At 63.7% G+C, this 19,996-nt stretch carries 18 protein-coding genes; 7 read left to right on the top strand and 11 right to left on the bottom strand.

Going from position 1 to position 19,996, the window contains the following annotated elements:
- The first annotated feature begins 69 nt into the window (after nt 1-69).
- The 4 genes from EN859_RS11935 (at nt 70) to EN859_RS11920 (ending at nt 6,209) form a co-directional block, all read left to right on the top strand.
- Nucleotides 70-276, top strand: coding sequence for a hypothetical protein (locus EN859_RS11935; protein WP_127851370.1), 207 nt, complete (start codon nt 70-72; stop codon nt 274-276).
- Nucleotides 257-1,411 carry an efflux RND transporter periplasmic adaptor subunit gene (locus EN859_RS11930; RefSeq protein ID WP_127851371.1) on the top strand — a complete coding sequence of 385 codons (1,155 nt, stop codon included), beginning with the start codon at nt 257-259 and terminating at the stop codon, nt 1,409-1,411. The genes EN859_RS11935 and EN859_RS11930 overlap by 20 nt, the downstream gene beginning before the upstream one ends.
- A complete protein-coding gene (locus EN859_RS11925) occupies nt 1,408-4,539 on the top strand; it encodes an efflux RND transporter permease subunit (protein ID WP_127851372.1) in 3,132 nt (1,043 codons plus the stop codon). The genes EN859_RS11930 and EN859_RS11925 overlap by 4 nt, the downstream gene beginning before the upstream one ends.
- Nucleotides 4,540-4,742: 203 nt before the next feature.
- Entirely contained in the window at nt 4,743-6,209 is a 1,467-nt protein-coding gene (locus EN859_RS11920) for an efflux transporter outer membrane subunit (protein WP_127851784.1), read from the top strand.
- Between the two features lie 44 nt (nt 6,210-6,253).
- Here EN859_RS11920 and doeB read toward each other — a convergent pair whose 3' ends face one another.
- From doeB to EN859_RS11870, 10 genes are all read right to left on the bottom strand, one after another.
- Nucleotides 6,254-7,255, bottom strand: a complete 1,002-nt coding sequence (gene doeB / locus EN859_RS11915; RefSeq protein WP_127851373.1) for a N(2)-acetyl-L-2,4-diaminobutanoate deacetylase DoeB — start codon at nt 7,253-7,255, stop codon at nt 6,254-6,256.
- A gap of 6 nt (nt 7,256-7,261) precedes the next feature.
- Entirely contained in the window at nt 7,262-8,440 is a 1,179-nt protein-coding gene (gene doeA / locus EN859_RS11910) for an ectoine hydrolase DoeA (protein ID WP_127851374.1), read from the bottom strand.
- Between the two features lie 39 nt (nt 8,441-8,479).
- On the bottom strand, nt 8,480-9,472 hold the full coding sequence (locus EN859_RS11905; protein ID WP_127851375.1) for a cyclodeaminase: 993 nt from the start codon (nt 9,470-9,472) through the stop codon (nt 8,480-8,482).
- Nucleotides 9,469-10,461, bottom strand: a complete 993-nt coding sequence (gene eutB / locus EN859_RS11900; RefSeq protein WP_127851376.1) for a hydroxyectoine utilization dehydratase EutB — start codon at nt 10,459-10,461, stop codon at nt 9,469-9,471. Before eutB ends, EN859_RS11905 begins: the two co-directional genes overlap by 4 nt.
- A 16-nt stretch (nt 10,462-10,477) precedes the next feature.
- Complete coding sequence (eutA, locus tag EN859_RS11895; protein ID WP_127851377.1) at nt 10,478-11,251, bottom strand: ectoine utilization protein EutA; 774 nt, start codon at nt 11,249-11,251, stop codon at nt 10,478-10,480.
- A gap of 6 nt (nt 11,252-11,257) precedes the next feature.
- Entirely contained in the window at nt 11,258-11,917 is a 660-nt protein-coding gene (ehuD, locus tag EN859_RS11890; RefSeq protein ID WP_127851378.1) for an ectoine/hydroxyectoine ABC transporter permease subunit EhuD, read from the bottom strand.
- A 16-nt stretch (nt 11,918-11,933) separates the two neighbouring features.
- Nucleotides 11,934-12,593, bottom strand: coding sequence for an ectoine/hydroxyectoine ABC transporter permease subunit EhuC (gene ehuC / locus EN859_RS11885; protein WP_127851379.1), 660 nt, complete (start codon nt 12,591-12,593; stop codon nt 11,934-11,936).
- 157 nt (nt 12,594-12,750) lie between these two features.
- Complete coding sequence (gene ehuB, locus EN859_RS11880; protein ID WP_127851380.1) at nt 12,751-13,602, bottom strand: ectoine/hydroxyectoine ABC transporter substrate-binding protein EhuB; 852 nt, start codon at nt 13,600-13,602, stop codon at nt 12,751-12,753.
- A 53-nt stretch (nt 13,603-13,655) separates the two neighbouring features.
- On the bottom strand, nt 13,656-14,441 hold the full coding sequence (gene ehuA / locus EN859_RS11875; protein WP_127851381.1) for an ectoine/hydroxyectoine ABC transporter ATP-binding protein EhuA: 786 nt from the start codon (nt 14,439-14,441) through the stop codon (nt 13,656-13,658).
- Between the two features lie 124 nt (nt 14,442-14,565).
- Nucleotides 14,566-15,951: a PLP-dependent aminotransferase family protein gene (locus tag EN859_RS11870; protein WP_127851382.1), complete on the bottom strand. Its 1,386-nt coding sequence runs from the start codon at nt 15,949-15,951 to the stop codon at nt 14,566-14,568.
- A gap of 81 nt (nt 15,952-16,032) precedes the next feature.
- Here EN859_RS11870 and EN859_RS11865 point away from each other — a divergent pair, with 81 nt between their 5' ends.
- From EN859_RS11865 to EN859_RS11855, 3 genes are all read left to right on the top strand, one after another.
- The gene (locus EN859_RS11865) at nt 16,033-16,524 is read left to right on the top strand and encodes an Lrp/AsnC family transcriptional regulator (protein ID WP_127851383.1); all 492 of its coding nucleotides are present in this window, start codon (nt 16,033-16,035) and stop codon (nt 16,522-16,524) included.
- Between the two features lie 133 nt (nt 16,525-16,657).
- Nucleotides 16,658-18,151, top strand: coding sequence for an NAD-dependent succinate-semialdehyde dehydrogenase (locus tag EN859_RS11860; RefSeq protein ID WP_127851785.1), 1,494 nt, complete (start codon nt 16,658-16,660; stop codon nt 18,149-18,151).
- A 31-nt stretch (nt 18,152-18,182) separates the two neighbouring features.
- Nucleotides 18,183-19,562, top strand: a complete 1,380-nt coding sequence (locus tag EN859_RS11855; RefSeq protein WP_127851384.1) for an aspartate aminotransferase family protein — start codon at nt 18,183-18,185, stop codon at nt 19,560-19,562.
- Between the two features lie 7 nt (nt 19,563-19,569).
- Here EN859_RS11855 and EN859_RS11850 read toward each other — a convergent pair whose 3' ends face one another.
- Nucleotides 19,570-19,911, bottom strand: coding sequence for a hypothetical protein (locus EN859_RS11850; RefSeq protein ID WP_127851385.1), 342 nt, complete (start codon nt 19,909-19,911; stop codon nt 19,570-19,572).
- Nucleotides 19,912-19,996: the final 85 nt, after the last annotated feature.

The following is a 19,996-nucleotide window of genomic DNA, read 5'->3' as shown; positions in this document are numbered from 1 at the left end:
TCGTTTCCTGAGAATGGCGAGCCTGTCCGCACGGGCTCGTCTTTCAAATCAACCAAGAAGGCAAGGCAAATGTGGGAAGCCCTGATGATGCTGCGGCTGATCGCGTCCGTTGGCCCGATCTTCTCGATCGGCCACGGCACCCGCGTCGCGCAGCTGCCCCTGCCGGCCGACACGCTCAAAGGCATGATTCGGCTGAGCTTCGCATCCTATCGCCTGTCGCTTCCACCTTCTGTCTCTGCAAACAACCACAAAAATCATGACCAGAAAATTGCGTAAAAGATATCTTATCCTGACAGCTGCGTTGATCGTGCTAGCGGCTGTCGCGGCACTCAAGGCCTATGGCCGCAACACGGCCGAACCAGCCGTACAGGCGGCAGCGCCAGTACAGGCCTCCTTGACGGTTTCGGTCGAAAAGGTTCGTTCCGAGGCCATCGCTTCCTCGGTCAGTGCCACTGGCACAGTCGCTGCCTGGCAGGAAGGCACCATTGGCGCGGAAGCCAGCGGGTTGCAATTGACGGAGGTTCTGGTCGCGGAAGGCGACCATGTGCAGGCCGGCCAGATCGTGGCGCGGCTGAATGCTTCGCTGCTGAAAGCGCAGCTGGCCGAGCAGAAAGCTGCAATCATCGAGGCCCGGGCGACGCTGGAGGGGGCCGAATCTGCTGCCGCGCGCGCCGTCAAACTGCTAGAGAGCAAGGCGGTCAGCGCCGAAGCCGCCGAGGAAAAGGTCACGGCCGTCAAGACCGACCGGGCGCAGGTCGAACAGGCGGAGGCCGCTGCACAAAGATTGCAGGCCGAACTCGATCAGGCGACCGTCCGTGCGCCCTTCGACGGTGTCGTCTCCAGCAGGCCGGCGGTCGCCGGCTCGATCGTCCAGGTCGGCACCGAGCTGATGAAGATCATTCGCGACGGCAGACTGGAAGTCGGCGTTCTCGTCCCGGAAAAGGACCTGCCGAAAATCTCGGTTGGTCAAGCGGCGACTGTCGTCGACGCCTCGAGCCACACCACCCAAGGCAAGATTTCGTCGATCGCCCAAACGGTCAATTCGACGACGCGGCTTGCCACCGTCTACGTCTCCTTGGGCGTGGACTCGGGCCTGAAGCCGGGCATGTTCGCCCGTGTATCGATAGCAACCACGGCTTCGCAACAGCTAAGCGTCGCGGAAGCCGCCCTCGTCTGGCGTGACGGCAAGCCGGCGGTCTTCGTCGTCGACGAGGCTGGCAAGGTCAATGCGCGTTCTGTCGTCACCGGCGCCCGCCAGAACGGCCGCGTCGCGATCGAATCGGGCCTGTCGGAGGGCAACAGCGTCGTCGTCGCCGGCGCCGGTTTTCTGAGTGATGGCAATCTGGTGCGCATCGCCACCAAAGAGGCGGATGCCGGCGATGCCGCGACCGCCAAGGGCATTTCCCGATGAACGCCATTTCCTCCTGGTCGATCCGCAACCCGGTTCCAACCATCGTGCTGTTCCTGTCGCTGACAATCGCCGGCCTTTACAGCTTCATGCAGTTGCGCACCAACAACATGCCCGACATCGACCTGCCGACGGTCACCGTCACGGTGACGCAGCCGGGCGCAGCGCCGAGCGAGATGGAGGTGCAAGTCGCGCAGGTGATCGAGAATGCCGTGGCGAGCTTGGAAGGCGTCGACGACGTCTCGACCTCGATCAGCGAAGGCTCCTCCGTCACCACCATCGAGTTCTCGCTCGACACGGACCCGGAGACGGCCACCAACGACATCCGCAATGCGGTTTCGAGCGTGCAGTCCAGCCTGCCGGCGGCGGCCACGGCGCCCGTCGTGTCGAAGGTCAATGCAACAGGCAATTCGGTGCTGACCTATGTCGTCGAAGCGCCTGCCATGTCGCCCGATGCGCTGAGCTGGTATGTCGACAACGACGTCGCCAAGGCCCTGCTCGGCGTCGACGGTGTCTCCAAGATCACGCGTTCCGGTGGCGTCGACCGAGTCATCCGCGTCGAGCTTGATCCCGACCGCCTTGCTGCGCTCGGCATCAGCGCCGGCGATGTCAGCCAGACGCTCGCTTCCAGCAATGTCGACCAACCTGGCGGTCGCACCACCGTCGGCGATCAGGAGCAATCGGTCCGCACTTTGGCGAGTGCCTCGACCGTCGAGGCGCTGGCCGATACACGCATCGCCCTTTCAGGAACCGGCGACGTCAAGCTCTCCGATCTTGGCACCGTGGTCGACAGCTGGGAAAAGCCGCGGCAGGCCGCCTATCTCGATGGCAAGCAGGTTGTTGCCTTCAACATCTACAGGTCCATCGGGTCGAGCGAGATCGACGTGGTCAAGGCCGCGCGCGCGGCGATAGCCGAAAAGGGCGCCAAGACGAAAGCCGCGAAGTTCACCGAAGTCACCTCGTCTTCCGGTTTCGTGCAGGAAAGCTATGAGGCGGCACTAGAGGCGCTTTGGCTTGGTGCGCTGCTGGCCGTTGGCGTCGTCTGGCTGTTCCTGCGCGACATCAGGGCAACGCTGGTGTCGGCGATCGCCATGCCGCTGTCGCTGATCCCGACCTTTGCGATAATGGCGGCGTTCGACATCTCGCTCAACAACATCACGCTTCTGGCCCTGTCGCTGGTGGTCGGCATTCTCGTCGACGACGCCATCGTCGAGATCGAGAACATCGTGCGCCATATGCGCCAGACCGGCAGCAGCGCCTATCAGGCGGCGATCGAGGCGGCCGACGAAATCGGGCTCGCCGTGGTGGCGACCACCGCGACCATTGTTGCCGTCTTCCTGCCGGTGGCCTTCATGCCCGGCATTCCCGGAAAGTTCTTTGTCAGCTTCGCCGTCGCCGTCTGCGTGTCGGTTCTGTTCTCGCTGCTTGTGGCACGCATGCTGACTCCATTGATGGGCGCCTATCTGGTGCGCGCCGGCGGCCACAGCGAGGAGGATACTCCGGCCTGGGTGCCAACTTATCTGTGGCTGCTGCACAAGGCGCTCACCTATCGCTGGATCACGCTTGTTGCCGGCATCGCCTTTTTCGTCGGCTCGATGGCGCTGGCGACGAAACTTCCGACCGAGTTCATGGCGGCGACGGATCGCGGCCGCTCGATGATCTCCGTCGAGCTGCAGCCGGGATCGACGATCGAGCAAACGACGGTTGTAGTGCAGGAAATCACGACACGCCTGGAGGGCGAACCGGCAGTAGACAGCATCTTTGCCACAATCGGCACGGCCGCCGCATCGGGCGGAGGCCCAAATCGCGGCTCGACCTCGGCCGAGGTGCGCAGCGCCAATGTCACCATCAATCTGAAGCCTCGCAACCAGCGAACTGTTAGTCAGCAGGAATTCGAGGCCGAGACCTCGCCGAAGCTCGACGACATTCCGGGCGCGCGCATCCAGTTCGGCGCCGACGGCTTTTCGGGCGCCAAGGTGTCGATCACCCTGGTCGGCGACAATGGCGAGGCACTGCAGAAGACCAGTGACGCGCTGATCGACGAGATGAAGTCGGTGCCCGGCCTTATCAATGCGACCTCGACAGCCGCAACGACCAAGCCCGAGCTGATCGTGCGCCCCGACAGCGCCAAGGCGGCTCAGCTTGGCATCACGCCGACCGAGATCGCCGATACGGTGAAGATCGCCACCATCGGCGATACCGACACCAGCCTGGCGAAATTCAATCTCGGCGACCGCCAGGTGTCGATCGTCGTGACATTGCCTGACGGGTCCATCGACGACCCTGCGAAACTGGCCGTCCTGCCGCTGACCGGCACCAAGGGCACGGTACCGCTCGGCGCGGTCGCCGATATCAGCTTCAACGCCGGACCGAACAGCATCGAGCGGGTGGACCGCAGCCGCAGCGCCACTGTCGAGGCGGATCTTTCCAGCATCACGCTCGGCGAGGCGACCACGGCCATCCGCGCCTTGCCGGCAATGCAGAATTTGCCCAAAGGCGTGCACGAACTGGCGCGCGGCGACGCCGCCCGCATGCAGGAGCTGTTCGCCGGCTTTGCCATGGCAATCGCCGCCGGCATCTTGCTGATGTACCTCACGCTGGTTCTTCTCTTCCGCAGCTTCGTGCAGCCGGTAACGATCCTGGTCGCGCTGCCGCTGTCGATCGGCGGCGCGCTCGGCCTGTTGCTGATCACCGGCAAGGCGCTCGGCGTGACACCCCTGATCGGCCTGCTGATGCTGATGGGGATCGCAGCGAAAAACTCGATCCTGCTCGTCGAATACGCGCTGATCGCCGAACGGGAGCGCGGCCTGAGCCGCTTCGAGGCGCTGATCGACGCCGCACGCAAGCGCGCGCGGCCGATCGTCATGACGTCGATCGCCATGGGCGCCGGCATGCTGCCGATCGCGCTCGGCATCGGCGCCGATGCCGAGACACGGGCGCCGATGGCCATCGCCGTGGTCGGCGGGCTGCTCTCCTCGACCGCTCTCAGCCTGATCTATGTGCCGGTGGTCTACACCTTCATGGATGATATCCAGCGCTTCCTCGGCCGCCATCTGCGCAAGCTGCTGGTGGAAGAATCCAACGCTGACGAGGCGACGGCTCTGCCGGGCGCCGAGACCGAAAGCACGTGATCGATACTCAGATTACGGAAGGTCCTGTTTTTGTCGCCCCACATCGGGTTTCCACGAATGCCGGCGTGCCACGGACGCCAGGCCGCAAGCAACGATAAACCCGAATTGAGGGCAAGAGCATGACAGGTCAGGACTTCCAGAACCGCACGACCGGGCGACACTCGACGGGAAATGCTCGGGCGCCGGCAAGACGGTCGGTCTGGATGCGCTTGACCGTCCTGGTGTTGACGTCAACTGCGCTGGCGGGCTGCGTCGTCGGGCTGGACTATCAGAAGCCCTTTTTGGCGATGCCTGCAAACTGGAGCGACCAGAAGAAAGCCACGCCCGCCAAGCCACCGCAACTGTCAAGATGGTGGCAGCGCCTGCGTGATCCCGAATTGAACGCGCTCGTCGAGGAGGCGGTTGCCGGCAATCTCGACGTCGCCACCGCAAAAGCCAAGATCCGTGAGGCGCGTGCAAATTATCGAGAGACCGCCGGAACATTGTTGCCGTCGGTCGACGGATCCGCTTCCGCCACGCGCAACAAGAACAGCTCGTCCACATCGGGCGGGGCCGCCAGCGATCCCTACAGCCAGTACCAGGCCGGCTTCGACGCCAGCTGGGAACTTGACCTGTTCGGCGCCAACCGCAGGAGCGTCGAGGCCGCCCGCTATGGGCTGGATGCTTCCGCTGAGGAACTTCGTTCGACCCTTTTGACCCTGGTCGGCGACGTTGCCTCCAACTATGCCCAGGCACGCGGCTATCAAGCGCGCATTCAACTCGCCCAGCGCGCAGCCGCCTCGCAAAAGGAAACCGCGGCGCTCACCCGCACGATGGCGCAAGCCGGCATGTCGACAGCGGCGGATGTCGCCAAAGCCATGGGACAGGCCAGCAGCACGGAAGCCGACGTTCCGGCGCTGCAAGCGAGCTATGCTCAGTCCGTCCATCGCCTTTCGGTGCTCACTGGCCGAGCGCCGGCCGCGCTGACGGAGCGGCTGAAGCGTAGCGCGCCGATACCAGCACCGCGCCTGCCGATACCAACCGGGATCCCAGCCGATGTTCTGCTCTCGCGGCCCGACGTGCGCATGGCGGAGCGGCAATATGCGCAGTACACCGCCAGGATCGGCCAGGCCGAGGCGGCCCGCTATCCGAGCGTCAGTCTGACCGGAGACATTGACACGTCGGCCTTCAAGGTCGGCGATCTCGGCAAGAATTCCACGATCGGCTGGTCTTTTGGGCCGACGCTCAGCGTCCCGATATTCAATGCCGGCCAGTTGAAGGCCGCCGTCGAAGTCGCCAAGGCCCAGCGCGATCAATACTTCATCGCCTACAGATCGTCCGTGCTGACAGCGCTCGAGGAGGTGGAAAACGCCATCGTTTCACTGCGCCAGGAGCGCATCAGGAATGCAAAGCTTGCCTCGTCCGCTAAATCCTACGGAAACGCCGCGCGTCTCGAGCGTTCGCGCTATCAGTCCGGGGAGACAAGCCTTCTTGACGTGCTGGACGCGGAACGGTCGCTTTATTCGGCCGAGGACGACCTCCTGCAAAGCCGCATCTCAATCGCAGCCGACTACATCGCGCTCAACAAGGCGCTCGGCGGCGGCTGGGACGGCGCGGTCGACTCCGCAAAGCCCGAGATCGTCGACGTCAAGACCGGCCCACGGCTGGCGTCGAAGCCTATGGTGCAGTGAAGAACGTTCCCGAGCCTGACCGTCAAACCGGATTTCGCCTGCCGTCAATCGACCAATTTGGCCACTACCGCAGCGCAGTCGCCGGCCTTGACCAATCCGGGAAAATGCCGCGCTGCCAGCAGACCCGACATTTTGGCCCGTATCTCCTGCGCAGCAGAACCGGTGCGGCCGATCGCATGGATGCGCGCCAGAACCTGGTTTTCTTCGACCGGCTCGCCGAGATCGACCGTCGTCTCGATCATCCCGTCCTCCTCGGCAAAACAGAAGCAATCGCCCGACGGCATGTCCAGCCAGTGGGTCGGATGCTTGTCGACCGCGCCGGCGACGACGCCGGCATGCCGCAGCACATTCAGCACGCCGCGACGGGCGATCCGCACGGTTTCGGCCCTTGATGTTCCACCACCGCCGAGCTCGGTGGTCACGAATACCTTGCCCATCTCCTCCGCTGCCGTATCGTACATGCCGACGGCATCGATCTCGATCATGCGGTTGGAAAACGGTGCGGAGAACGCCTCGACCGCCGCGAACGCCTTTTTCTCCTGCTCCTTGTCCGCCAGCACATGGGCAGCACAGAACGGCACGAAGTCGAGCGTCTTGCCGCCCGAATGGAAATCGAGCACGATGTCGGCACGAGGCAGCAATTTACGCTGGAAATAATCGGCGATCTTTTCGGTTACCGTACCGTCAGGCCGGCCCGGAAAGCTGCGGTTCAAATTGCCCTTGTCGATCGGCGAGGTGCGCGTGCCGGCGCGGAAGGCCGGATAATTCATCGCCGGCACGATGATGACCGTGCCGCTGACATCCTTCGGATCGAGCGTGCGGGCGAGGTCGAAGAGCGCCAGCGGCCCTTCATACTCGTCGCCATGGTTGCCGCCGGTGAGCAGTGCGGTCGGGCCCTTGCCGTTGCGGATCACGCAGACCGGGATCATCACCGATCCCCAGGCCGAGTCGTCACGGCTGTAAGGCAGGCGCAGGAAACCGTGCTGGACGCCGTTGCGATCGAAGTCGACGCTCGGCGTAATTGGCGATGGACGAAGATTCGACATCGGTTTTCAGCCCTTGATCACTAGCTTGCGCGGCACGTTGGCCAGGCACTCCACGGCCGTCTCGGTGATAAGGATCGATTCGGTAATCTCCAGCCCCATCGTCTCCAGCCATAGGCCGGTCATGAAATGGAAAGTCATGCCGGGTTTCAGTTCGGTGCGGTCGCCGGGGCGCAGGCTCATCGTGCGCTCGCCCCAGTCCGGCGGATAACTGAGCCCGATCGGATAGCCGGTGCGGTTGTCCTTGACGATGCCGTACTTCTTCAGCACGGTGAAGAACGCATTGGCGATATCCTCGCAGGTGTTGCCCGGCTTTGCCGCGGCAAGCCCCGCGTCCATGCCTTCCAGCGTCGCCTTTTCGGCATCGAGGAATTCCTGCGTCGGCTTGCCGAGGAAGACAGTGCGCGACAGCGGGCAGTGGTAGCGGTTGTAGCAGCCCGCGATCTCGAAGAAGGTGCCCTCGCCCGACTTCATCGGCCTGTCGTCCCAGGTCAGGTGCGGCGCCGAGGCATCGGCGCCGGACGGCAGCAGCGGCACGATCGCCGGATAGTCGCCGCCAACACCGTCGACACCGCGCGTGCCTGCATCGTAGATCTCGGCGACGAGGTCGCATTTGCGCATGCCGACTTCGATCTTGTCGACGATGCGGGCATGCATCGCCTCGACGATGCGGGCAGCCTTGCGCATGTAGTCGATCTCGGTCGAACTCTTCACCGCGCGCTGCCAGTTGACCAGTGCCGTGGCATCGACAAAGCGGGCATTGGGCAAATGTTTCTGCAGCGATGCGAAGGCGGCCGCCGAGAACCAGTAATTGTCCATCTCGACGCCGATTGTGAACTTGCCCCAGCCGCGATCGCCGAGCACGCTGGACAGGTAATCCATCGGGTGGCGTTCGGTCGACTGCACATAATGGTCGGCATAGCCGACGATGTTGTCGTGCGCGAGATAGGCGGTGCGCTTGGCGCCATTGGCGTCCTGGCCGCGTCCGTACCACACCGGCTCGCCCGACGGCGGCACGATGACGGCCTGGTGTACATAGAACGACCAGCCGTCATAGCCGGTCAGCCAGGCCATGTTGGACGGATCGCTGACGATCAGCAGATCGACGCCCTTGGCCTCCATGGCCTTCCGGGTCTTGGCGAGGCGGTCCGCATATTCGCCGCGCGAGAATTTCAGGTTAGGCTGCATTGTTTTTTAGTCCTCGTTTGTTGGGCCTTGCGGCCAGCATCAGCTTTCGAAAATGATTCCGGTGTTGGCCGCCCGCGCCCGGTCGCGGGCGAGCGTTGCGATCGCCGTATCCTGCACGCCGGTGCCGGTGAGGTCGGCGATGGTGATGTCGCTGTCCGACCGGCGGCCGTGCTTTTCGCCGGCGATGATCTGGCCGAGTTCCGTCACCTCGGCATTGGCCGCCATCACGCCTGCCGCGATGGCATGGTGCAATTCGCCTAGAAGCCGCGTCTGGCGGGCGCTATCGGCGACATAGAGATCGGCCATGCGCAGGATCGCCGGCGCGATCTCGTTCTTGTGCTCGGCGTCCGAGCCCATCGCGGTGATGTGCTGGCCAGCCACGATGAAGCCTGCCTTGATCAGCGGCTCGGTCGAGGGTGTGGTGGTGACGATGATGTCGGCATCGGCCGCCGCTTTTGCTGCGTCAGGTTCGGCGCGCACGATGATGCCCAATCGTTCGCGCAATTCGGCCGCCGCTGCTTCGGCCTTGAGGGCATCCCGCGCCCAGATGCGGGCCTCGGCGATCGGCCGCACAAGCCTCAGCGCCTCGAGTTGCAGTCCGGCCTGAACGCCGGCACCGAAAATCGCGGCAACAGACGCGTCTGCTCGCGAAAGATGTTTCGCCGCGACCGCCCCGGCGGCAGCCGTGCGAATGTCGGTCAAATAGCCGTTGTCGAGCAGCAGTGCCTCGACCAACCCTGTCTTTGAGGAAAGTAGCACCATCATGCCGTTGACGCTGGGCAGGCCAAGCTTCGGATTGTCGAAGAAACCGGGGCTGATCTTGATGGCGAAGCCGTCGATGCCAGGCACGTAGGCGGTCTTCACATCGACCTCGCCGCGATGTTCGGGAATGTCGAGCCGCAGGATCGGCGGCATCGCGACCGGCAAGGTGGCAAGCGCACGGAAGGCATTTTCGACGCAGGCGACAGCGTCGAGATCGAGCTTCACGATCGTACGCAATTCGGCTTCAGTGAGGATCGTCATTCGGCTCATAGGTCACGCTCCGTGATTGCTTCGCCGCAGACGACCTTCCTGTGCAGCGTCATGTCGATGTTGCGGCCGGACAGAATGAGTACCACGGGTCCGTTCGCCCTGAGCTTGCCGGCAAGCAGCGCCGCGATGCCGACCGCACCGGCGCCTTCGACGATCTCGCGTTCCTGTTCATAGGCGTGGCGGATGCCGGCAGCGATCTCGTCCTCGCCAAGCAGGATCACGTCGTCGAGCAGGTCGCGGCACATCGAGAAAGTCAGCCGGTTGTCGAGACCAATGCCGCCGCCAAGCGAATCCGCCAGCGTCGGCAGTTCCTCGACCTGCACTGGGCGGCCGGCGTCGAGGCTCGCCTTCATCGCAGCACCCCGCTCCATCGAAATGCCGACGACCTCCGCACCGGGACTGACGCCCTTCACCGCAGCAGCGACGCCCGACGCCAGCCCGCCGCCGGAAAGCGGCACCAGCACCAGGGCAGCGTCAGCAACCTGCTCGATGATCTCCAGCCCAAGCGTCCCCTGCCCGGCGATGATGGCCGGATGGTCGAAGGGCGGCAGCATGACCAGTCCCTCTGCAGCAACGAGCCGTTCGACTTCTTCCTGCGCATCGTCCTGGCTGTTGCCGACAATGTGGATCTCGGCGCCGAGATGACGGATTTCGTCGAGCTTGTTCTGCGGCACCAGCCGCGACATGCAGATCACCGCGCGCATGCTCTCGAGCTTAGCCGCATGGGCGAGCGCCCGGCCGTGATTGCCGGTTGACGCCGCAACGACGCCGCGCGCTCTTTCCTCCGCGCTCAGCGAAGCGATGGCGTTCGAGGCACCGCGCAGCTTGAAGCTGCCGGTGGTCTGCCGATGTTCCAGCTTGAGGTGAACCGGTATGCCCAGCCGCTCCGACAAGGTCGGAGAAAGCACGGTCGGCGTCGCCAAAACCTTGCCGGCAATGCGTTCGCGCGCGGCGCGAATGTCGGCGAGTGTGATCCTGCTTGCGGTCATGGCCGGTGCCTTGCAATCAGTTCAGCGGCAACGTCATCAGACGGCCGAATTCGGGACGCGACATGTCGTCGCCGCAAAGCCGCAGGCAGGTCCAGGCCGTTGCCTGGTTGCTGGTGACGACAGGACGGCCGATCGCCTCTTCCATGCCGACGACCGCAAGTGCTGCCCGCAGCGCCGTGCAGGAGACGAACAGCGCATCGGCTTGCGGATCCATCGCCTCGCGAGCCAGATCGACCAGCGAAGCCGGCGCAATCCGTGCCATCTCGCGGTCGTCCTCGAAGCCGAGACAGGTGAAGCTGGCGATCTCGAAGCCGTGCGCCGCGAAATAGGCCGCCATCGGCTGGCTTGTCTCGACCGTGTAAGGGGTGAGGATGCTGATCCAATTAGCGCCTAGCGCCCTCAATCCGCGTACCCCCGCCATCGGCGGCGTGACGACAGGCACGCCGGGCTTGGCGGCTCGCACCGCCGCCTCGACCTCGGCATCGCCGATGACTACTGAGGCCGAGGTGCAGGAATAGCAGATCGCGTCGAGCGGCTCGTCGGGCAGGATGAGCGCCGCGCCGGCTGTCAGAGCCGGCTGCATCTTGCGCAGGTTTTCCGGCGTCGTCGGATTGGCGTAGGGAATGCGGGCGACATAGACGCCGACCCGGTTGCTTGCCACCATGCGGCGAAAATCCGGCTCGGTCGTATGGTCGGTGGCAAGGATGATCAGGCCGACGCGCTTGTCCAGCGGACGCTTGTCGAGCCTGGGTTTTGTCGGTCTCAGGCTGATTTCAGGCAGCGGTGTCATCAAAGACTACCTCTCGATCTTACCGTAACGACGTTCCAGCCAGCGCAGCAGCACGACCGAGGAAAGGCTGATGACAAGGAAGAACGCACCGACCAGGGTCATTGGTTCGACATAGCGATAATAGCTGTTGGCGACGCTCTTCGCCTGGTTCATCAGTTCCAGCACGGTGATTGCCGAGAGCAGCGGCGTCTCCTTGAACATGGCGATGAAATAGTTGGCAAGCGCCGGGATCATCGGCGGAATCGCCTGCGGCAGGATGACGTGGGTCCATGTCTGCCTGGCGTTCAGGTTGCAGGCCTTGGCTGCTTCCCACTGGCCGCTCGGCACGTTGTCGATGCCGGCACGATAAACCTCGGCCGTATAGGTGCCGTAATGCAGCCCGAGCCCGATAACGCCCGCCACCAGCGGCGGCAAGAGGATGCCGATGTCGGGCAGCACGTAGAAGATGAAATAGAGCTGCACGAGCAGCGGCGTGCCGCGGATGAACTCGGCAAGGAATCCTATCGTGCGCGACAGGCCCTTGTTCGGCGAGCGCCGCGCCAGCGCGATGGCCAGCCCCAGGATCGCGGCCAGCACCGAGCCAAGCAGCGTCGCCAGGATGGTGATCCTCACGCCCTGGATCAGCGTCGGTAGGATCTCCCGGACAAAGCTCCAATCCCAGTCCATTACAGGGCCCAATCCATCAGATGCGTACCCCGTCGAGGCCCCGCGCCATGCGGCGTTCGAGCGAACGCACGCCCCACGAAATGATCAGCGCGAGGGCGAAATAGATGACGAGGATGGTGGCGAACGGCACCATCGTATTGCCGGTCTGCGAGCGCACCACCTGCGCCTGGAAGGTCAGGTCGGCGAGAGAGATCAGCGAAACGACGGCAGTGGCCTTGAGCAGCTCGATGGCGTTGTTGCCGAAGGTCGGCAGCATGACCAGCAGCGCTTGCGGCAGGATGACATGGCGCATGCCGTGCCAGCGGCCGAGATTGAGCGCGGTGCAGGCCTCATATTGTTCGCGGCCTATCGACTGGATGGCGCCGCGTACCACTTCCGCCGCATAGGCGCCGACATTGAGGCCGAGCGCCAGCACGCCGGCCTGCAGCGGCGTCAGCGATATGCCGATGAAGGGCAGCACGAAATAGGCCCAGAACAGCTGCACGAAGATCGAGGTGCCGCGAAAGAATTCGATGTAGGCAGTAGCCAGCGCGCGAAGCACGAAGAAGCGCGACAGCCGCCCCAGCCCGGCTAGAAAGGCCATGATCAAGGCCAGCACCGACCCCATCAGCGTCAGCTCGATGGTGACAAGCGCTCCTTGCAATATCAGGCCGAAATAGCCGGACCATTGGGTCATAGAGTTAGGTTTTTCCCCATTGGATCATCGTAGAGCGTCGGAGCTGCCCCTCACCCGCCTGCCAGCACCTTCTCCCCGTATAGAGACGGGGAGAAGGAACTTGCCGTAACGCTGGCGCCGCCCTCTCCCCGTACTTCACGAGGAGAGGGCAACTTTCTCACTTAGCCGAACACTGCTTGTCGCGCGTCGTCGACATCGCCGCCGCCGCCGAGAAGCCGTAGGGCTCGATGATCTTGGCGAACTCGCCGGACTTCTTCAGTTTCGCCAGCTCGACATCGTAGGCGTCGCGCAGCGCTTCGTCGCCCTTCTTGAAGGCCGCGCCGTCGCAATAGACCGGCGCGCCAACCACAGGGGCGATGACTTCGAGGTTCGGATCGTTGGACTTCTTGACCAGGTCATTGATCGACAGCACCGGTAGCGAATAGGCATCGATGCGGCCGTCCTGCAGCATTTTCAGGCCGCTCTGGCCGTCCGGCACCACGATGACGCGTTCGCGCGGCACGCCGGCAGTGAGCGCCAGCTTCTCCTCGGTGCCGCCGCCCGGCGCACCGATCGTCGCGCTCGTATCCTTGGCGACATCCTCATAGCTCTTGAAGCCTTTCGGATTGCCCTTCTTCACCAGCATCGCCTCGGCGTCGCACAGCACCGGCTCCGAATAGGCAACCGCCGCGCAGCGCTCCGGTTTCATGAACAGCCCGGCGGTGACGACGTCGAAGCGGCCTGCCTGCAGACCGGGGATCATGGCGCCATATTCCGAGATCGAGGCGACGATGTCGTTGACCCCAAGTCGCTTGAATATCTCGCGTGCCACGTCGGGTGCCGCGCCCGAAACCTTGCCGTCGGCGGCGACCGCCGTATAGGGCGGCTCGTTGGCGATGGCGACGCGGGCAAAGCCTTGCGCCTTGAGCTCTTCAAGCTTGCTGTCGTCGGCCGAACCCGCGGTCGAGGCAGCCAGGACCGCCGTCAATGCAATGCCGGCGACGCCGGCCAGAATGCCAAGTTTCTTCACTGTTCCCAACTCCTTGTTTCTTGGTTGATTTGGGCGTCTGCCCCACATGGCGGTCAGACGCGATGTCCGGCCGCGATGATCTTCTTCAGGAAGCCTTGCGTGCGCTCCTGCTTGGGATGGCGGAAAATCTCGTCGGGCTTGCCTTCTTCGACAATCTTGCCGCGATCGAAGAACAGCACCCGGTCGGCGAAATCATGGGCAAAACCCATCTCGTGGGTGACAAGCAGCATGGTCATGTCGGTCTCGGAGCAGAGCCGCCACAAGACATTCAGCACCTCCTCGACCAGCTCCGGATCGAGCGCCGATGTCACTTCGTCGAACAGCATTATCTTCGGCTGCAGCGCCAGAGCTCGGGCAATCGCCACGCGCTGCTTCTGCCCGCCGGAAAGCTGCGCCGGCATGCTCTTGGCCTTGTCGGCCATGCCGACCATGTCGAGCAGTTCCATCGCCCGCTTTTCGGCGGCAGCACGCGGCATGCCCTTGGTCAGGATCGGCGCCAGCGTGACGTTGTCGATGACGCTTTTGTGCGGAAACAGGTTGAACAGCTGGAAGACCATGCCGATCTTCTGGCGCATTCTTGCCAGATGCCGTTCGTCGGCGGTCAGCAACTGGCCGTTGCGCTCCATGTGGTAGAGCTGCTCGCCGTCGATCTGGATGTGGCCGCTGTCGATCCTCTCCAGCGTCATCAGGATGCGCAGGATCGTCGTTTTGCCCGAGCCGGATGGGCCGATCAGCGCCAGTTTCTCGCGCGGCATGACTTGCATCGACAGGCCGTCCAGCACCTTGAAGGTGCCGAAGCTTTTCGAAATGCCGTCGATCTTGATGATGGGCGCGGTCAATGAATTTCCCCGCTCTGGAGAAGCCTGTGCCTTCAACGATGCGGAACGCGCCAAATCATGTCAATTAGGAAAATAATATCATGACAATGTTTCTGGCTCCGCACAATTTCGCGGCAGCTTCTGCCTAGATCGCCAGCAGGAGATGCTCCGGATCGCCGAGCAGAAGTTTGGTGACAACGCTCAACCCGGCGCGCAGTTCCCCCTCGGTTGTCGAGCCGAGCGAGATACGCACCGCCGGTTGCCAGGGCGCCTGCGAAATGCGGAAGGACGTGCCCGGCGCGATCGCAACGCCCTGCAGGCGGGCCTGTGAGACGAAACCTTCCTCGGCTCGGTCGCCGGGCAGCTGCAGCCACAGATGCAATCCGTCGCGATGGACGCGATAATCGACCCCGGCGAGCACCTCGGCGGCGATGTCCTGCCGCCGCCGCAGTGCCAAACGCTGCCAGCGCACGAGATCCATCGCCGTGCCGTCGCCCACCCACTTGGTCGCGATCTCGGCCACCATCGGCGTCGCCATCCAGTTCGAGACGAGATGCCGGTTGGCAACGGCAGCGACATAGCGGTCAGGCGCTGCGAGATAACCGATGCGCAGGCCCGGCACGACGATCTTGGTGAAGGAGGTCACGTAGAGCGTGCGCTCGGGCGCGAAAGCGGCGACGGGCGGCGGCCGATCTTCGACCAGCGGGCCGAGCACATCGTTCTCGATGATGGCGATGTCGTGCTTGCGCGCCACCGCTGCTATCTGCTCGCGCCGCGTGACATCCATCAGCGTCGCGGTCGGATTGATCACCGAGGGCTGCACGAACACGGCGCGAATATCGGAAAGCCGGCACGCCTCGTCCAGCGCCTCCGGGATCAGGCCATTGTCGTCGATCGGCAGTCCTTCGAGGTTGAAGCCGAGATAGCGCGCCAGCGGGATCAGCGTGTGATGGCCGATCGCCTCCGTAGCGACGGTCGAACCGGGCGGCGCCACGCTCATCAGTGCCACCGTCATGCCGGCCGTGGCGCCGTTGGTCAGGCTAACGTTCTGCGCGGACACGTCGAGACCGCAGAGCCGCAGCCACTCGACGGCGACGGCACGGTGACGCGGGAAAACCATGTTCGGCCGAAACGACAGCGCCGAGCTCGATGGCAGGTTTTCGGCAAGCCAGCCCAGCGCCTGCTTCAGCCGCTCCAGATGCATCGGCTCGCAGACCGGCTTCAGGATGGAGAGGTCGATGACCTCGCCCAGGCGCTCGGGCAGATAGGGCGGCTCCGGCTCGCGGCGCTGCGTCTGCACGAAGCTGCCGCGGCCGATCTCGCCGGAAACCAGGCCTCGGCGGATCAGCTCCTCATAGGCGCGGCTGACCGTCTGCACCGACAGCCTCAGGTCGTCAGCCAACTGGCGATGTGTCGGCAGCCGCGCACCGTTGGCGAGCCGCCCGTCATGGATGGCGCGCGCGAACTGGTCGGCGAGCGACTGGTAGGCAGGCCGCCGGATGAGCGTGGGATCTGGGCGCCACAATGTCATGACTTATTAGAGATCGAAATCAGTGCAATTGACAATCGAAATAATGCGCCATCATGGTGTCGCAGACAAAAGTGGACGATCATGGCCGCAGCGAAACTCGATCCGATCGACCTGAAAATCCTCGACGCCATCCAGCGCGACGGGCGCATCACCAAGCTGGCGCTGGCCGACAAGGTCGGCCTGTCGCCGACGCCGTGCTGGATGCGGCTCAGGAAACTGGAAAAGGCCGGCATTGTCTCCGGCTATCATGCCAGGATTGCGATGCGCGTCATCGCACCGGTCGCCACCGTGCTGATGGAGGTGACGCTGGCCAGTCACCGCCAGGCCGATTTCGATCGTTTCGAGCGCGTCGTCCGCGACATTCCCGAGATCGTCGCTTGCTGGTCTGTGGGCGGCGGCGTCGACTATATGCTGAAGGTGATGGCGCGTGACATCGACGCCTATCAGCGGCTGGTCGATGCCTTGCTCGAACGTGAGATCGGCATTGACCGCTACTTCACCTATATTGTCACCAAGACGGTGAAGGAGGAGACTGCGCTGCCGGTGGCCGACCTTCTGCCGATGCAACCCTAGCGGCGCCGGAGAAATCGTCTGCCGAAGCAGTGCAATAGAGACAATCTCTCTACGCGCAGGCTCGCAAACAGCTTCTCCGTCTGCGCCGCACGAATAGTCTTCCCGCATCACCCCAATCCGGGAGACCTTGATGATGTCCGCACATTTTGCCCGCTCGCACCGCCATGAAGCGCTCGATCGCCTCACCGACCGCCGGCTGCTGCGCGAACTCGCCTATGTCGACGGCCACTGGACGGCGAGCGAGGCCGCCGGGAGCTTCGAGGTGACCGATCCAGCGACAGGCGCCACCGTTGCCTTCGTCGCCGCGCTCGATGCCGGACAGACGACGCAGGCGATCGATGCCGCGTCCCGCGCCTTGCCGGCCTGGCGTGCCGCGCTGCCGCAGGAACGCGCAAGGGCCCTGCGGAAATGGTTCGAGCTGATCATTGCCGCCAGGGAGGATCTGGCCCTGCTGATGACGCTCGAACAGGGCAAGCCGCTGAAGGAATCGCGGGGCGAAATCGACTACGCCGCTTCCTTCATCGAGTGGTATGCCGAGGAGGCCAAACGCCTCAATGCCGAAAGCGTCTCCAGTCATTTGCCGGGCGCCGAGATGATCGTGTGGCGCGAACCACTCGGCGTCGTCGGCGTTGCCACGCCGTGGAATTTCCCTTCGGCCATGCTGACCCGCAAGGCGGCCGCGGCGCTAGCCGCCGGCTGCACCATCGTTGCGCATCCCTCCTCTGAAACGCCGCTGTCGGCGCTGGCGCTGGCCGAACTCGGCGAGCGCGCCGGCTTGCCGGCAGGTGTATTTAACGTCGTCACTGGCAATGCCGCTACCATCGTTGGGCGGATGTGCGAAGACCCGCGCATTCGCGCTATGAGCTTCACCGGCTCGACCGAGATCGGCAGGCTGATCGCCGCGCAAAGTGCGCCGACGATGAAGCGGCTGGTGATGGAGCTTGGCGGCCATGCGCCGCTCATCGTCTTTGCCGATGCCGATATCGACAAGGCGGTGAGGATGGCCGTCGCTGCCAAATTCGCCACCTCCGGCCAGGACTGCCTGGCCGCCAACCGCATCTATGTGCAGCGCCCGGTCTACGAGCGCTTCTGCACCGCCTTCGCCAAACGCGTCGAGGCGTTGCGGACCGGCAGTGGCCTGACTGACCAAACCGACATCGGGCCGCTGATGCACGAGCGCGCCATCAAGAAGGTCGAGGAGCAGGTCGCCGATGCCCTCGCCCATGGCGCGCGCTGCCTCACTGGCGGCAAACGCCATCCGGCAGGACCGCTGTTCTACCAGCCGACCCTGCTTGCCGACGTTTCCGACGACGCGCTGATCATGCGCGAGGAAACGTTTGGTCCGGTCGCGGCCGTGGCATCCTTCGACAGCGAAGAGGAAATCGTCGCCCGCGCCAACGCCACCGAATATGGCCTTGTCGCTTATGTCGTCACCGAGAACGGCGCCCGCCAGATGCGCATGGGCCGAGCACTCGATTACGGCATGATCGCCATCAACCGCGTGAAGATCACCGGCGCGCCGATCCCGTTCGGCGGCGTCAAGCAGTCCGGCATTGGCCGCGAGGGCTCGCGCCACGGGCTCGAAGCCTTTACCGATCTGAAATATCTCTGCCTCGACGTAGCCTAGAGATCAGAATTTCCTTCAAGGAGTAGATAAAATGCTCGACCAGTCCAACGAACTCGCTGCCTGGGATCGCGATCACTTCTTCCATCCCTCGACCCACATGGGCACGCATGCGCGTGGCGAATCGCCCGCCCGCATCATGGCCGGCGGCGAAGGCGTCACCGTCTGGGATAACAACGGGCGCAAGAGCATCGATGCCTTCGCCGGCCTCTATTGCGTCAATGTCGGCTATGGCCGCCAGAAGATCGCCGACGCCATCGCCGCCCAGGCGAAGAACCTCGCCTATTACCACGCCTATGTCGGCCATGGTACCGAGGCATCGATCACGCTCGCCAAGATGATCATCGACCGCGCGCCGCAAGGCATGTCGAGGGTCTATTTCGGCCTTTCCGGATCCGATGCCAACGAAACCAACATCAAGCTGATCTGGTACTACAACAACGTGCTCGGCCGGCCGGAGAAGAAGAAGATTATCTCACGTTGGCGCGGCTATCATGGTTCCGGCGTCATGACTGGATCGCTGACCGGGCTCGACCTGTTTCACAACGCCTTCGACCTGCCGCGTGCGCCGATCATGCACACCGAGGCGCCCTATTATTTCCGCCGCGCCGACCGCTCGATGAGCGAAGAGCAGTTCTCCCAATACTGCGCCGAAAAGCTCGAGGAGATGATTCTGGCCGAAGGCCCGGACACCGTCGCCGCCTTCATCGGCGAGCCGATCCTCGGCACCGGCGGCATCGTGCCGCCACCGGCCGGCTACTGGGAAAAGATCCAGGCGGTGCTGAAGAAGTATGACGTACTGCTGGTTGCCGACGAGGTGGTGACCGGTTTCGGCCGGCTGGGCACCATGTTCGGCTCAGACCATTACGGTATCAAGCCCGACCTGATTACCATCGCCAAGGGCCTGACTTCGGCCTATGCGCCGCTGTCGGGAGTGATCGTCTCGGACAAGGTCTGGCAGGTGCTGGTGCAGGGTTCCGACAAGCTCGGCTCGCTCGGCCATGGCTGGACCTATTCGGCGCATCCGATCTGCGTCGCCGCAGGTGTCGCCAACCTCGAACTGATCGACGAGATGGACCTGGTGAAGAACGCCGGCGAGACCGGCGCCTATTTCCGTGCCGAGCTGACGAAGGCCGTCGGCGGCCACAAAAATGTCGGCGAGGTGCGTGGCGATGGCATGCTGGCGGCGGTCGAGTTCGTCGCCGACAAGGACGACCGCGTGTTCTTCGACCCCTCGCAAAAGATCGGACCGCAGATCGCGACGGCGCTTGCCGAGCGCGGCGTTATCGGCCGTGCCATGCCGCAGGGCGATATTTTAGGCTTCGCGCCGCCGCTCTGCCTGACTCGCGAAGAGGCCGACATCGTCGTGTCGAAGACGACCGATGCCGTCAGGTCCGTCTTCGCGACGATGTAGTAAGGCGCTAGGCGCGGCGTAGCAGCGACGCAATCAACAGGATGAGGAGGCCAGCCGCCGACACCGCTGCTCCCGCCACGAGCATCGCAACCGGCGGGTGCTCCACCATTCGGACGATGAAGAGATTGGCCTGCATACCCGGCGGCGCGAAGGACAGTTTCACGGCACCGGGTGGCGGCCGATAGAATGTGAAAAGGACGGCGATCAAAATCATCGCGAAGATCACGCCCGCAAGCAGTCCGAATCTGCGGGCGATCAGCCCGATCGGCAGGATCAACAACGCCAGATAGGCTGCGACGGCCAAGGCGGGTCCACCAATCAGTAAGGCATAGAAAAGGATGACTTCCACGATCTGTTCCGTGCAGCTGCCTCGCTGTCACGTACTACGACAACCTTAGAGCGACATTAAAATCCGAGCGGCGCATCGCTGAAAC

This window comes from Mesorhizobium sp. M00.F.Ca.ET.216.01.1.1, assembly GCF_004010325.2.
Taxonomy (GTDB): Bacteria; Pseudomonadota; Alphaproteobacteria; order Rhizobiales; family Rhizobiaceae; genus Mesorhizobium.
Note: the sequence above shows the minus strand (reverse complement) of the source record. Positions and strands in the feature narration are given on the sequence as shown.